This window comes from Streptomyces sp. NPDC059874, from assembly GCF_042731135.1.
Lineage (GTDB): Bacteria > Actinomycetota > Actinomycetes > Streptomycetales > Streptomycetaceae > Streptomyces.
This window is the reverse complement of the sequence record NZ_JBHWJY010000092.1, coordinates 19,090-32,504: the sequence shown is the minus strand read 5'-3', so window position 1 is coordinate 32,504 and position 13,415 is coordinate 19,090. Positions and strand designations below refer to the sequence as shown.

General features: G+C 73.1%; 15 protein-coding genes. 9 read left to right on the top strand and 6 right to left on the bottom strand.

What is annotated here, in order from left to right; genetic code table 11:
- The first annotated feature begins 369 nt into the window (after positions 1-369).
- Positions 370-1,740, top strand: coding sequence for a DUF445 domain-containing protein (locus tag ACFV9H_RS35215; RefSeq protein WP_385406618.1), 1,371 nt, complete (start codon positions 370-372; stop codon positions 1,738-1,740).
- 19 nt (positions 1,741-1,759) lie between these two features.
- Here the strand turns inward: ACFV9H_RS35215 and ACFV9H_RS35210 are convergent, their stop codons facing one another.
- Together ACFV9H_RS35210 and ACFV9H_RS35205 are read right to left on the bottom strand one after the other, a co-directional pair.
- Positions 1,760-2,059, bottom strand: a complete 300-nt coding sequence (locus tag ACFV9H_RS35210; protein ID WP_362392311.1) for a hypothetical protein — start codon at positions 2,057-2,059, stop codon at positions 1,760-1,762.
- A gap of 45 nt (positions 2,060-2,104) precedes the next feature.
- Positions 2,105-2,284, bottom strand: a complete 180-nt coding sequence (locus ACFV9H_RS35205) for a hypothetical protein (protein WP_385406616.1) — start codon at positions 2,282-2,284, stop codon at positions 2,105-2,107.
- Positions 2,285-2,473: 189 nt separating this feature from the next.
- Here ACFV9H_RS35205 and ACFV9H_RS35200 point away from each other — a divergent pair, with 189 nt between their 5' ends.
- From ACFV9H_RS35200 to ACFV9H_RS35190, 3 genes are read left to right on the top strand one after another with little or no spacing between them, the layout of a single operon-like run.
- On the top strand, positions 2,474-3,010 hold the full coding sequence (locus ACFV9H_RS35200; protein WP_385406614.1) for a GNAT family N-acetyltransferase: 537 nt from the start codon (positions 2,474-2,476) through the stop codon (positions 3,008-3,010).
- Between the two features lie 46 nt (positions 3,011-3,056).
- Complete coding sequence (locus ACFV9H_RS35195; RefSeq protein WP_385406612.1) at positions 3,057-4,046, top strand: hypothetical protein; 990 nt, start codon at positions 3,057-3,059, stop codon at positions 4,044-4,046.
- 55 nt (positions 4,047-4,101) lie between these two features.
- Positions 4,102-4,521: a very short patch repair endonuclease gene (locus tag ACFV9H_RS35190; RefSeq protein WP_385406628.1), complete on the top strand. Its 420-nt coding sequence runs from the start codon at positions 4,102-4,104 to the stop codon at positions 4,519-4,521.
- A 51-nt stretch (positions 4,522-4,572) separates the two neighbouring features.
- Here ACFV9H_RS35190 and ACFV9H_RS35185 read toward each other — a convergent pair whose 3' ends face one another.
- From ACFV9H_RS35185 to ACFV9H_RS35175, 3 genes are read right to left on the bottom strand one after another with little or no spacing between them, the layout of a single operon-like run.
- Complete coding sequence (locus ACFV9H_RS35185) at positions 4,573-5,850, bottom strand: DNA cytosine methyltransferase (protein ID WP_385406610.1); 1,278 nt, start codon at positions 5,848-5,850, stop codon at positions 4,573-4,575.
- A gap of 55 nt (positions 5,851-5,905) precedes the next feature.
- Complete coding sequence (locus tag ACFV9H_RS35180; RefSeq protein ID WP_385406608.1) at positions 5,906-6,892, bottom strand: DNA cytosine methyltransferase; 987 nt, start codon at positions 6,890-6,892, stop codon at positions 5,906-5,908.
- Positions 6,889-7,887 (bottom strand): SEC-C metal-binding domain-containing protein, encoded by a 999-nt coding sequence (locus tag ACFV9H_RS35175; protein WP_385406606.1) that lies wholly within the window; start codon positions 7,885-7,887, stop codon positions 6,889-6,891. Before ACFV9H_RS35175 ends, ACFV9H_RS35180 begins: the two co-directional genes overlap by 4 nt.
- Positions 7,888-7,943: 56 nt before the next feature.
- Here ACFV9H_RS35175 and ACFV9H_RS35170 point away from each other — a divergent pair, with 56 nt between their 5' ends.
- The 4 genes from ACFV9H_RS35170 to ACFV9H_RS35155 all read left to right on the top strand — a co-directional run bounded on the left by ACFV9H_RS35170 (position 7,944) and on the right by ACFV9H_RS35155 (position 10,890).
- Entirely contained in the window at positions 7,944-8,771 is an 828-nt protein-coding gene (locus ACFV9H_RS35170; protein ID WP_385406604.1) for a class E sortase, read from the top strand.
- A gap of 38 nt (positions 8,772-8,809) precedes the next feature.
- On the top strand, positions 8,810-9,190 hold the full coding sequence (locus ACFV9H_RS35165; RefSeq protein WP_385406602.1) for a DUF6412 domain-containing protein: 381 nt from the start codon (positions 8,810-8,812) through the stop codon (positions 9,188-9,190).
- 102 nt (positions 9,191-9,292) lie between these two features.
- A complete protein-coding gene (locus ACFV9H_RS35160; RefSeq protein WP_385406599.1) occupies positions 9,293-9,910 on the top strand; it encodes a YidC/Oxa1 family membrane protein insertase in 618 nt (205 codons plus the stop codon).
- A 122-nt stretch (positions 9,911-10,032) separates the two neighbouring features.
- Positions 10,033-10,890, top strand: a complete 858-nt coding sequence (locus ACFV9H_RS35155) for a fumarylacetoacetate hydrolase family protein (RefSeq protein WP_385406596.1) — start codon at positions 10,033-10,035, stop codon at positions 10,888-10,890.
- A gap of 82 nt (positions 10,891-10,972) precedes the next feature.
- Here the strand turns inward: ACFV9H_RS35155 and ACFV9H_RS35150 are convergent, their stop codons facing one another.
- A complete protein-coding gene (locus ACFV9H_RS35150; RefSeq protein WP_385406594.1) occupies positions 10,973-12,061 on the bottom strand; it encodes a Gfo/Idh/MocA family oxidoreductase in 1,089 nt (362 codons plus the stop codon).
- Between the two features lie 121 nt (positions 12,062-12,182).
- On the opposite strand from ACFV9H_RS35150, the gene ACFV9H_RS35145 reads away from it, so the two are divergent.
- Positions 12,183-13,256: an ROK family protein gene (locus ACFV9H_RS35145; protein WP_385406592.1), complete on the top strand. Its 1,074-nt coding sequence runs from the start codon at positions 12,183-12,185 to the stop codon at positions 13,254-13,256.
- Positions 13,257-13,415: the final 159 nt, after the last annotated feature.

The window sequence follows — 13,415 nt, the reverse complement described above, 5'->3', positions numbered from 1 at the left end:
CGCAACCATGGCTCAGCAGCCGGGATGACCCTCAGTGCGCGAGGACGAGGAGACGCCCCGGAGGGACACCGCGGACCAACCCGAGGAGCGAAACCCCGCCCGGGGACACCACCCCTAGCCCCGCCGGCGTTTGAGGCGCGGGGCGGACCCAAGGGCCGAGATCCCGCCCGGGGGGGACCACCCCCAGCCTCGCCGGCGTTTGAGGCGCGGGGTGGACCCGAGGGCCGAGATCCCGCCCAGGGACACCACCCCAGCCCCGCCGGCGTTTGAGGCGCGGGGTGCGGGGCGGAGCCCCGCGAGCCGAACCGCCCCCCGCGGGAGCGAAAGGGCGTGGCGGGAACTCCTCGGGCCTCCCGGGAGTCGGATGCTATGCAGACGAAACCGGCGCCCCCGGTGGAAGGCAGGAGCATGACGAACCGCACCACAGCAGCCGGAGGCAACGGCGGCGACACCCTCGCCCCGCCCAGACCGGCCGCGTTCGTGTTCAACGCGGCCGACGAGGAGCGCCGCCGCGGTGTCCGCCGGATGAAGACCACGGCGACCGGTCTGCTGATCCTGGTCGCGCTGGTCTACGTACTGGCGAAGGTCGCCCAGCACGCGTGGGGCGCCGGCGGCTGGGCGGGCTACGTCGCGGCCGCCGCCGAGGCCGGCATGGTCGGCGCGCTCGCGGACTGGTTCGCCGTGACCGCCCTCTTCCGGCGTCCGCTCGGCCTGCCCATCCCGCACACGGCGATCATCCCGACGAAGAAGGACCAGCTCGGCGTCTCCCTCGGGGAGTTCGTCGGCGAGAACTTCCTCTCCTCCGACGTGGTCAAGGCCCGCCTCCACGCCCTCGGCATCGGCGGCCGCCTCGGCGCCTGGCTGGCCGAGCCCGCGCACGCGGACCGGGTCACGGCGGAGCTGGCGACCGCGTTGCGCGGAGCGCTGACCGTGCTGCGCGATTCCGACGTGCAGGCGATCGTGGGCGAGGCCATCACCCGCCGTGCCGAGACCGCCGAGATCGCGCCGGGCATCGGCAAGACCCTTGAGAAGGTCGTCGCGGAGGGCGGCCACCATCGGGCCGTGGACCTGATCTGCACCAAGGCCCACGACTGGCTCGTCACGCACGGGGACTCGATCACGGACGCCGTCCAGGGCGGCGCCCCGGGCTGGACGCCGCGTTTCGTGGACCGCAAGGTGGGCGAGCGCGTGTACAAGGAGCTGCTCCGCTTCGTCACCGAGATGCGGGACATGCCGCAGCATCCGGCGCGCGGGGCGGTGGACCGCTTCCTGACGGACTTCGCGGCCGATCTCCAGTCGGACACGGAGACCCGTGCCCGCGTCGAGCGCCTGAAGTCCGAACTCCTCGCCCGCGACGAGATCCAGGACGTGATCAGCTCTGCCTGGACGGCCATCCGCACGATGATCATCTCGGCGGCGGAGGACGAGCGCAGCGAACTGCGCCTGCGGGTCCGCGCCTCCCTCATCTCGCTGGGCGCGCGCCTGGCCACCGACGGCCGCCTCCAGTCGAAGGTGGAGGGCTGGATCGAGGGCGCCGTCGTCTACGTGGTCACCACCTACCGGACCGAGATCACCTCGCTGATCACGGACACGGTGGCGGCCTGGGACGCCGAGCACACCTCCCGCAAGATCGAGGCCCACATCGGCCGTGACCTGCAGTTCATCCGTATCAACGGCACGGTGGTCGGCGCCCTGGCGGGCCTGCTGATCTACACGGTGTCCCGCGCGCTGGGGGCATAGGGCCGGCCGGCTACGCGTCTCAGCCGCGGTCGGCGACGGCCCAGGAGGCGGCGGCGACGACCCCGGCGGCCCCGAAGACGGCCGGCCACGCGCCGACCTTCTTGGCGAGCGGGTGCGCGCCCGCGAAGCCCGCCAGGTAGAGCGCCCCGAGCCCCGCGGCGGCGGGGGCGCCGCCCCGCCGGTGCCATTCCCGCCCGGCCGCGAGCCCGGCGGCGCCGAGCACGACGCCGCCCAGGGGTCGCTTCTTGGTCCACCGGGCGACGGCGTACCCGCCGACCAGCCCGGCCGCCGCCACCACGGAACTCGGTACCCGTGCCATGTCGAACTCCTCGGACCTTCTCGTCGTATGGGCTTCCCCGCGAGGCTAACGCGGCCGCCTGGCCATGCGGCGGCCGGCCGGCACTCCCATCAGCAGGAGCACGGCCCCGCCGATCACGGCATCCGGCACCACGTCCCGCAGCGCGCGCGGCAGCAACGCCACGACGCCCAGGACGAGAAGAAAGGCGAGCGCGCACCGGCCGGCCGCCCGAATCAGTCTGTCCACGGCTGCTCAACTCCGGCGCGGGGTTTCCCGACACGGAGGGCCGGGAGGGGATTTGTCGCACACTCGCCGGATCCGTGCGATGTGCGTCTTCGGAACCCGAACGGCATAAATTCGCTCTCCCCAAGCAAAGGGGAAAATTCCCACCGGTCACCCCGCCCCCGACCGCTCGACAACAGGAGCCAGGACATCGTGATCTGCTACGGACCGGCCGTCCTCGACCTCGCGGACGAACTGGTCGACACCTACGCCGACGTCTTCTCCGCCCCGCCGTGGAACGAGGACGAAGAAACCATTCGCCAGTTCGCCGCCCGGCTCCAGGCGGACAGTCGGCGCCGCGGGTTCCGTACGGCCCTCGCCCAGTCGGAGGCCGGTATCGACGGCTTCGCCACGGGCTGGGTCACCCCGGCCTCCTTCCCCAAGGACCGCGCGTACGCCCAGGTCGCCGCGCAACTCGGCCCGGGCCGCGTGCGCGAACTCCTGACCGGCGCCCTGGAGATCGACGAACTCGCGGTACGTCCCCACGCGCGCGGCCGGGGCACGGGCCGGGCCCTGCTCACCGAGATCACCGCCGACGCCCCGGACCGCAGGGCGTGGCTGCTGACGTCGCGTCTCGCCACCGACACGGTGGCGACGTACCGCCGCCTGGGCTGGCACGAGGTCTCCGCCCTCCCCGGTACGCAGACGGGCGTGATCGTCTTCCTGTCCCCGGACCACCCGAACCGCTAGGGAGCTTCTCGGGGTATGCCGTCACGAAACCGGGCATACCCGCCGCATGATCACCGCACAGCAGCCCCGGGTGGCCCGTCGGCAGCTCGGCCTCGCCACCCGGCACCAGTTGGTCACGGCCGGCGTCCCCGACGGCACGGTCACTTCCCGCACCCGCCCTGGCGGCCCGTGGCAGCGCTTACTGCCCCGTGTCTACCTCCTCCAGACCGGCCCGCCGGACCCCCGCCAGCGCGCCCTCTCCGCCGTCCTGTACGCCGCGGAGCCCGCCTCGGACCCGCTGACCGGTGACACGGCCGCGCTCACGGGTGGTGCCGCCCTCGCCCTGCTCGGCATCCGGGAAGCCCCCGGCACCCCGGCCGACGTGCTGATCCGCGCCCCGCGCAGGCTCGCCGCCACAGCCGAGGTCCGCCCGCTCGCCACCTCCCGCTGGCCGGGCACCATCACGGTCGCGGGCATCCCCAGCGCCCGTCCCGTTCGCGCGGCGGCCGACTTCGCCTCCCGAGCCGACCGCCCCGACCGGATCCGCTCGGTCCTCGCCCACGTGGTCCAGGCCGGCTGGTGCCATCCCCGCGACCTGCACGCCGAACTCCGGGCAGCCCGCCTCCTCACCCGCCCCGCGGTCCGCGCCGCCGCCGCGGAACTCCTCGCGGGAGTCCGCTCCATCGCCGAGGCGCAGGCCCGCGACACGCTCACCGCGACGGACCTCCCGATCCCCCTGTGGAACGCCCGCCTCCACACCCCGGACGGCACCTTCCTCGCCAGTCCGGACGCCTACTGGCCCGACGAGGGCGTCGCCCTGGAGATCGACTCGGCGGAGTACCACTACACCCGCGACGCCTGGCACGCCACGCTCCGCCGCCGGCTCCGCCTGGAGTCCCACGGCATCCTGGTGGTCAGCGCCACCCCGTCGATGATCCGGGACACCCCGAAGGAAGTCCTCGCGGCCGTGCGCGCCTTCCTGGCCCTGGCAGCCGCCCGCCCCACCCCGCCTACGGCCCTCGCTCGCGGTCATCAGCAACTCCCGCTGCCGTTCTGACCAGGTGGACCGGGCGGTTCACAATGGGGGGGTGGAGAAATTGGCGACGACGGCCATGGTGCGTACTCGAATGAGTCGCCAGAAGAGCCGCGACACCGGTGTGGAAGTGGCCTTGCGCAAGGCGCTGCACGCCCAGGGGGCTCGGTACCGGATCCACCGCAGGCCCGTGAAGGGCGTACGGCGCGAGGCCGACATCGTGTTCGGGCCCACGCGCGTGGCGGTGTTCGTGGACGGCTGCTTCTGGCACGGCTGCCCCGTGCACGCCACGTGGCCGAAGAACAACGCCGAGTTCTGGCGCACCAAGATCGAGGGGAACATGCGTCGGGACCTGGACACCGACGCGCGGCTGGCCGAGGCGGGTTGGCTGTCGGTGCGGGTCTGGGAGCACGAGGGGGCGGACGAGGCGGCGTCCCGGGTGCTGGCCGTTGTCGCGAGTCGTCGCGCGAGTGTGGCGGGTCCCGAAGTCCGACGGTGAGGTGGGCGTCGACTCGGTCGACGCCCACTTGCCCTGCTTGCCCCGCTTGGCTCAGCTGTTGTCGGCCAGGAAGGTGTGGATCGCCTTCGCCAGCGTCCTGCCGAGGCCGACGGGCACGGCGTTGCCGATCTGACGGGCGATCTCGATCTTGGTTCCGTACCACTTGAAGGTCTCGGGGAACCCCTGGATGAGCGCGGCCTCGTAGTGCGTGATCGGGCGGTCCTCCGTCGGGTGCAGGTAGCGCCCCTTCTCGGGCTTGTAGAACTCCGTCCGGATCGTCACCGAGGGCGTGTGACTGCGCATGCGGCCCATGACATCGCCCGATCCGGAGTTGTGGTTGTCCCAGCTCTCGGTGGAGAGGTAGAACTCCTGCCCCTTCAGCCGGCCGTAGCCCTTCTCGGTGGAGAGGCGAATCCGGTTGGCCCGGTCGAGCCGGTAACTGACCCCGCGGAGATCGTTCCGGTTTCCGTTCTCGGGAATCGCCATGTACCGCGCGCGGGAGAGGTCCTCCGGGTTCCGGCCGAAATGGAGATCGGTCGTGAGGTAGTGCCCGGGGACGGCGCCGGCCGAGTCCGCCTCGTCGCGCGGGTCGGGCATGCGCTGCAGGACCGGGCGCTTCGCGGAGACGTCGAAGACCTTCGAGACCGGAACCCAGCGGGGCAGGGCCTGGCCACCGGTGACGGAGTCGAACAGGGCGTCCTGCGCCTCGTCGGCCTCGTATCCGTTCTTGTGATGCGTCGGTGCGGGGTGCCGCAACGGCTGGGCGAAGTCCTTGTGGGTGCAGATGACGATGACACGACGTCGCGCCTGCGGAACCCCGTAGTCGGCCGCGTTCATCACGGCCGGCACCACCGTGTAGTCGTGGAGCGGGTGCCCGGGCGTCGTGGAGGCCGAGAGCAGCTCCGCGTACTGCGCGGACTTCAGGAAGCGGTCCACGTTCTCGATGACGAACACCTTGGGGTGGACCTTGGCCACCACCCGCACGTACTCCTGCCAGAGTTCGTTGCGAGGGTCCGTCGGATCCTCCTTGCCGAGCCCGGAGAAGCCCTGGCAGGGCGGGCCGCCCATGATCACGTCGACCTGGCCCTTGAAGGGGGTGGGATCGAATCCCGCGATGTCGCCGGCGAAGACGTGCGCACCGCCGAAGTTCGCGGCGTACGTGGCCGCCGCGGCCCGGTCGAACTCGACGGCGGCGACGGAGGTGAACGGACTCGCCGTCCCCTCGGGGGTGTACAGGCCGAATCCCGAAGAGAAGCCCCCAGCCCCGGCGAACAGGTCCATGACGCGGATCTGCCCAGGTTGAGACGGCTGGGGCTGCTTTCTGGTCATGGGGGTCAAGTGTAATCACCGAGCCGCAGGCCCACGGCGCCCTTCTCCCCGTCCGTCAGGCGCGCAGCGCGGCGGCGACGGCAGCGCCCAGCACGTGTCCGACGGGCGGCGGCGAGGCATGACCGACCTGCCGGTACATCGCGGTCTTGCGGCCCTCGATCCGCCACGAGGGAGGGAACCCCTGGAGCAGTGCGGCCTGGGCCACGGTCAGTGGCATCATGCCCGCCCGACCGAGCTCCGGATCCCAGTGGAAGTCGGCGTCCGGCACGGCGTCCGCCACCGTCGCTCCGTCGATCCCCAGGCGCGCCCAGGCGCGTTTGGACCCCGTCGGCCCCAGGTCCGCGCCGCCGCGTTCCCAGGAACCGCCGACGAGGGTGGGGGCGGGCTGGTCCGCCTGCGCCGCCCACCCGCGTGCCCCGGGCCAGCCGCCGGCGGCCATGGATTCCAGCAGCGCCTCGCCGACCGTCCTGTGCGGATCGGTCGTCGGAGCGGGCTGGACGAAGGCGTCGAGCACGTCGCCTTTGAAAGCCGCCAGGATTCCATGACGACGCGTTTGCGGAACACCGAAATCCGCGGCGTTCAGGACGAACCACGTGTGCCGGTAGCCCAGGTGCGACAGTTCCTCCGCGACGTAGCGGCGGATCGCCTCGTAGGCCGGCTTCGTCACCAGGTCGGGCACGTTCTCGACGAGTACGGCCCTGGGCTGCACGCCGTGCAGCAGCAGCATCGTGGCTCGCAGCAGTTCGAGTTCGGCCTCGCTGTCCCGGCGCGCGACGGTGGCCGCCGCCTTCACCCGGGGCAGGCCCGCCGACAGCAGGTCCACGTCGTAGGTCTCGGTGTGCTCGGCCGGGTCGAAGTCGAGCAGGTCCGTTTCGAGGACGTTCCAGGAGGGACGGTTGGCGCGCAGGGTGCGGCAGGCGACGTCGCGATTGTCGAGCAGGAGGACGGGGTCGAAGCCGGACTCCTCCAGCCCCAGGGCCAGGCCGCCGGCTCCCGAGCAGACGTCCAGGGAACGGAGCCGTCCCGTGGTGTCCGCGTTCATGCCGTCCCGTGGCACTCCGAGTACGGCTTGCCCGAGGTGCACCAGCACGGGGCGTTCGAGGTCGGGGGCCAGGGGGTGGCCTTGCCGCGGGCCGCGAGGGTGGTGGCGTATTCGGCCAGGAGGGACGGGGAGGCCGGGGACGTCTTCTCCGAGGCCGCGAAGGCCTCGTACGACGGGACGCTCGCGGTGACGATGCCGAGGTTCGTGGTGCCCGAGGCGGCCAGGGCGCGGAGGGAGGCCTCGATGGCGGACAGGTGGGCCCCGTGCGAGGGGTACTCCGCGGCGAGGGTCGGGTACGAGGTGAGCAGTTCCGCCAGCTCGCGCGCCGGCCAGTGCAGGATCGCCACCGGGAAGGGGCGGGAGAGGGCGGCGCGGCGGTCGCCGAGTTCGGCGCGGAGGCGGGCGATCTCGGCGCGGAGTTCGGCCGGGTCGTCGGAGCCCAGGGCCCAGATGCGCTTCGGGTCGTGGAGTTCGTCGAGGGGGATCGGGCCGATGTGGCGGGTGTCGGCGACCATGTCCCAGTCGTCGTGCGGGAGTCCGAGGAGGCGGCGTACCCGGTGGCGGCCCGTCAGAAGGGCCGTGGTGGCCGGGGTGAGGGGGGTGGAGTTCGAGATGAGGAGGGTCGCCGCTTCGGTGAAGCAGTCGTGCGAGGCCTCCAACTCGTCGTGCGCTTCGAGGGCTTCGGCGATGACCTCCCAGGGCGCCGGGTCCTTCGGGGACGCCGCGCGGATGCCGGAGATCAGGGCGCGGGCCTCCGGCTCGTGGCCGTACTCCCAGAGGTTCGCCGCCTGCAGGGCCTTGATCAGGTGGGGGTCGGCGGGCTCGGCGGACAGGAGTTGGTCGTACAGCGCGCTGGCGCGGTCGCGGGCGTCGGCCAGTTCGAGGTGGGCCGCGGCCTGGAGGAGCAGGGGCTCCTGGTCCTCGGGGTAGCGGGTCGCCGTGCGGATGAGGCGCTCGGCTTCGGCGATGTGCTCGGCAGGCGTGTCAGGGCGCATGGTTCACACGGTACTGCCGCTGGTCAGTTGGCGGGGGAGGACTTAGGGTGCCGCCCGTGCGAGATCGCGTACCCGTGGTGGTGCAGGGGAGCGGCCGGCGAGGGCGCCGGGCCGGTCTCGCGGGGGTGTTGTGGGCGGTTGCCGAGATGACCGTCACCGTGGGCCTGGTGGTGTTGTTGCTGGTGGTGCACCAGGTGTGGTGGACCAATCGGCAGGCCGTCGCCGCCGCGCGGGATCGGGTGGAGGCCCTGGAGAGCGAGTGGGGTGGACCTGGTTCGGAATCGGAATCGGGATCGGATTCCGTTCCCGGCCCCGGCCCCGTCCCCGTTCCCGGGGCGGACGGGGGTCCCGCGCCCGAATCCGAATCCGATCCCGTGGATGCTTCCGCGGGCGCCGGATCCGGTGGGGCGCCCGCACCGTCCCGGCCCGCCGCCAAGCCGCCGGCGCGGGAGGCGTACGCCGTGCTGCGGATTCCGCGTCTCGGGCTCGTCGTGCCCGTCGCCCAGGGCGTCGACAAGCGGGCCGTGTTGGACAAGGGGTACGCCGGGCACTACCCGGGCACCGCGCAGCCCGGGGCGCGGGGGAACTTCGCGCTGGCCGGGCACCGGAACACCCATGGGGAGCCGTTCCGCTACATCAACCGGTTGAGGGCGGGGGACGAGGTCTTCGTCGATGTGAAGGGGCGTCGGTTCACGTACGTGGTGGGGAAGGTGCTCCCCGAGACGAGCGAGCGGGACATCGGGGTGCTCGCGCCCGTACCGCGGAGCGTCGTGAAGCCGGACTACGGGTACAGCGAGCCCGGCGCGTACCTCACGCTCACCACGTGCACGCCCGAGTACAGCTCCAAGTACCGGCTGGTGGTGTGGGGAACGCTCAAGTCCTGAGCCCGCCCGTTGTCGGTGGGTGTGGGTAGTATCGGTGAGTGGCGCGTCTCGTACGGGAGTTCGCGCGCGGGAGTGGGGCGGGGGTGGTCTGCATGGCTCGGCAGTGGTGTGGCCGGCGGCTGCCCTCCTTGCTTTCTTTCTGGTTGCCCGCGCTCGTGTTGCTCGGGGGAGTGCTCGGGCTCTTCGCCGGGGAGAGCGGGCTCGGGGCCGTGGTGGTGGCCCTCGCGGCCACCGTTGCCGTGGGCGCCGAGGCGCTGGCCGCCGCCGCGCGGCTCGTGCGGCCCGTGCCGCCGCACCGCATACGCACCGCGATCCGTGATCGCGAGCAGCGCACGGCGTTCCTGCCGCAGCGCGATCCCGACGCCTCCGGCCGGTCGCGGCCCAGGGCGCCCGGCCGTCTCGTCCTGACGGCCGCGTAGGGGCGCCAAGCACCTCTCGATCATCGTTGTCGCCCCTCGTGGGTCGTCACGCCGAAATGTCTTTCCTTTCGACGTTCGACGAGACCCTTTCGGAGGGCCCGCGTGTCCGTTTTCACCCGTCTTGTTGTCGAGCTGGGCCGGCTGCTCGAGCCGGTGCTGGCCGAGTCCGCGACCGCTGCCGCGATCGTGTTGTTCACCGTGCTCGTGCGGCTCGCCCTGCACCCGCTGAGCCGGGCCGCCTTCCGGGGTGCGACCCCGGTGGCGGGGTGCCTGCCGGTGCTGTTGCAGCTGCCGGTGTTCTTCCTGATGTACCAGGCGTTCTCGTCGGCCGACGAGTTGCTGGGGCATCGGCTGTTCGCCGCGCCGCTGGGGGCGCGGTGGGGTGACGCCCTCGGGGAGGGCGGACTGCTCGGGGCGCAGGGGCTGGTGTTCCTCGGGCTGTTCGCGTTGATCGGGGTGGTGGCCGCGTGGAGCGCGGTGCGGGGGCGGCGGGCCGCCGCTGCCGCACCGGTGGCCGATGTGCCCGCCGAGCAGCAGGAGGTCATGCGCAAGCTGGGCGGCGTACTGCCCCTGCTCTCGTTCGGGACGCTGATCACGGCGGCCGTGGTGCCGCTGGCCGCCGGGCTGTATCTGGTCACGACCACGGCGTGGTCGGTGGCGGAGAGGGCCTGGTTGCAGTCCCGTGGAGCGGGCCGCGGAGTCGACCGTTCCAGTCTGTGAACAGGGTCTTGCGGATTGGGTGGGTTTCTTGGAGGATCGACCAATCCTCCGATGGCCGCAACCCATCGGCCGGCCCGTGGCATGCCCATGGGCCGACCACCCACGACCACGGGAGAATGCCCATGAAGCTGCTGCGTGTCGGACCCGTCGGGTCGGAGCGCCCTGCGCTGCTCGACCAGGACGGGACCCTGCGTGACCTGTCCGGCCTGATCACGGATGTGGACGGCGGTGTGCTGGCCGACGACGCCGCGCTGTCCCGGGTACGGGACGCGGCGGAGTCCGGGGAGCTTCCCGTGCTGGACGCCGAGGGGCTGCGGATCGGCGCGCCGGTCGGCCGCATCGGCAAGATCGTGGGCATCGGGCTGAACTACTTCGGGCACGCGGCGGAGATCGGCGCGGAGCCGCCGGCCGAGCCGATCCTGTTCCTGAAGGCCGCTGACACCGTCGTCGGCCCTGACGACACCGTGCTCATCCCGCGCGGCAGCGTGAAGACCGACTGGGAGGCCGAGCTCGGCGTCGTCATCGGCAGCACCGCCCGCTACCTGGGCTCCGCCGAGGAGGGCCTCGCGCACGTCGGCGGCTACGCGCTGGTCAACGACGTCTCGGAGCGCGAGTTCCAGATCGAGCGCGGCGGCACCTGGGACAAGGGCAAGAACTGCGAGACTTTCACCCCGATCGGCCCGTGGCTGCTCACGGCGGACGAGGTCCCGGACCCGCAGGTCCTGGACGTGAAGCTGTGGGTCAACGGCGAGCTCAAGCAGGACGGCAACACCGCGGACCAGATCTTCCCGGTCGGCGAGGTCGTCCGGTACCTGAGCCAGTTCATGACCCTGTACCCGGGCGACGTCATCGTCACCGGTACGCCGGGCGGCGTGGCCATGGGCCAGCCGGAGCCGAAGCCGTACCTGCGGGCCGGTGACGTGGTGGAGCTGGAGATCGAGGGTCTGGGCCGCCAGCGCCAGGAGTTCAAGGGCGCCTAGCGAGTACGCGCGTGCGGGGAGGGGCGGGCTGCCGATGGCGGCCCGCCCCTTTCCGTTGGCGGCGGACTGGCGGACCGGCGGACTACAGGTCCACCGTCACCCCGTCCCGGGACGACGCCCGGGCCGCCTCCAGGACGTCGAGGCAGTGCGCGGCCTCGTACGCCGTGACCGGCGCGGGCCCGCCCTCGCGCAGGGCGGCGGCCACGGCCGCGTAGTACGCCGGGTAGTCGCCCGGCAGCGTGCGGAGCGGGATGCCGCCGCCGGTCAGGGGGGACTCGCCGGAGCCCACGAGGCCCCAGAGGTGCTCGGGCTCCTCGCCCCACGGGGTGCCCGGGGTCGGGCGCAGGCCCTCGCGCAGGGCGCCCTCCTGGGGGTCGAGGCCGTACTTGACGTAGCCGGCCCGGGAGCCGAGGACGCGGAAGCGCGGTCCCAGCTGGGCGGTGGTCGCGCTGACGTAGAGGTGGGAGCGGACCCCGTTCGCGTGCGTGAGGGCGATGAAGGTGTCGTCGTCGGCCTCGGCGCCCGGGCGGCGCACGTCGGTCTCCGCGTAGACCCGCAGGGCCGGGCCGAAGAGCACCAGTGCCTGGTCGACGACGTGGCTGCCGAGGTCGTAGAGCAGGCCGCCGATCTCCTCCGGGGCGCCGGACTCGCGCCAGCCGCCCTTGAGCTGCGGGCGCCAGCGCTCGAAGCGGGACTCGAAGCGCTGGATCTCACCGAGCTCGCCGTCGGCGAGGAGCCGGCGCAGGGTGAGGAAGTCGTTGTCCCAGCGGCGGTTCTGGAAGACGGAGAGGAAGGTTCCGCTGCGGTCCGCGAGGGCGGCGAGTTCGCGGGCCTCGGCGGCGGTGGCGGCGAGCGGCTTGTCGACGACGACGGGGATGCCGGCGGTGAGGGCGGCGGTGGCGAGCGGGACGTGGGTCTTGTTGGGGGAGGCGATCACGATGAGGTCGAGGCCGCCCCGGTCCCCGCCGAGCCCCCGGTCCCACAGCTCGTCGGCGGAGGTGGCGATGCGGACGTCGGGGAACTCGGCGCGGGCCTGGGCCTGCCGGGCCGGGTCGGAGGTGACGACCGTGTCGAGGACGAGCCCGTCGGTGGCGGCCACGAGGGGGGCGTGGAAGACGGAACCGGCGAGTCCGTAGCCGATGACGCCGACGCGGAGGGGTGTGGTGCTCATGGGATTACTTTGGCAACAGTGTTGCCGAAGTGCAAGGAGGGTGGAGAATGGCCGGGTGAACAGGGGTAGCGGGGACGGGAGTGGCGGGCATGACGGGCGTGGTGGGGTGAACCTGCCGGGCTTGCGCGGGCACAACGAGGCCCTGCTGCTGTATCTGCTGCGCGGCGCCGGCCCGGAGGGGTTGGGCCGTGCCGCACTCGCCGCCCGTACGGGGCTCACCCCGCAGGCCGTCAGCAAGATCACGGCGCGGCTGGCGGCGGAGGGGCTGGTCGCGGAGGCCGGCCGCGCCGCGTCCACCGGCGGGAAGCCGCGGACGCTGCTCCGGCTGGTGCGGGAGGCGCGGTGCGCGGTCGGCGTACAGATCGATCGGGACGAGCTGCGGGCGGTACGGGTGGACCTCGCGGGCCGCGTACTCGCCGAGAGCAGTGGCCCGCTGGACTTCGGGGCCGGGCCGGATGTGGTGGTGGAGGCGGTCGTACGGGCCTACGCGCGGGTGCTCGACCCGGTGGGGCCGGCGCTGCTGGGCGTGGGGGTGGCCGCGCCGGGGCCGCTGGATTTCGCGGCCGGGGTGATGGGACGCGTGACGGGGTTTCCGGAGTGGGAGGGGTTCCCGCTGCGGGAGGTGTTGCAGGGGCGGTTGGAGGGGGCGGAGTCGGGGCCGGTGCCGGTGCCGGTGCCGGTGCCGGTGTGGGTGGACAAGGACACCAATGCGGGGGTGGCCGGCGCCGTGTTGGCGGGGGCGGGTGGCTCTGCCGGCGGAGCCGCGTACCTGCACGTCGGGACCGGGCTCGGTGCGGGGCTGTGGCTGGGCGGCGCGGTCTATCGCGGAGGCCGGTCGGCGGCGGGGGAGTTCGGGCACCAGGTGCTCCGGTTGGACGGGCCGGCGTGCCGGTGCGGGGGGCGGGGGTGCGCGGAGGTGCTGTGCCTGGCGGCGGTGGCCCGTGGGGACCTGGCGGAGGCGGCGCGGATCCTGGGCGAGGGGGCGGCCAACCTGGTCGCGCTGCTGGACGTGGACCGGGTGCTGTTGGGCGGGCGGGTGGTCGAGGCGGCACCGGAGGTGTTCGTGGCCGGGGTCCGCGGGGTGCTCGCGGCGCGGGGGGTCGCGACGCCGCGGCCGGTTTCGGTGGCTCAGGCTGGTGTGGCGGAGGGGGCGGCGGAGTTGGCGCTGGCGCCGTTCTTCGGCCGTGCGGGGTGAGGGGGCGGGGGGTGCGGGCCCTGCCGGGGGTGCTGCCCCGGTCCCCCTGCGCCCTCAATCGCCGGCGGGGCTGCAAGGTGCCCATGGGGGGCGGGGGCGGGCGGGTTGTGCGGGGCGGCGCCGCTGCTGGGGCTCCGCCCCGGACCCCGGGGGGGCGGC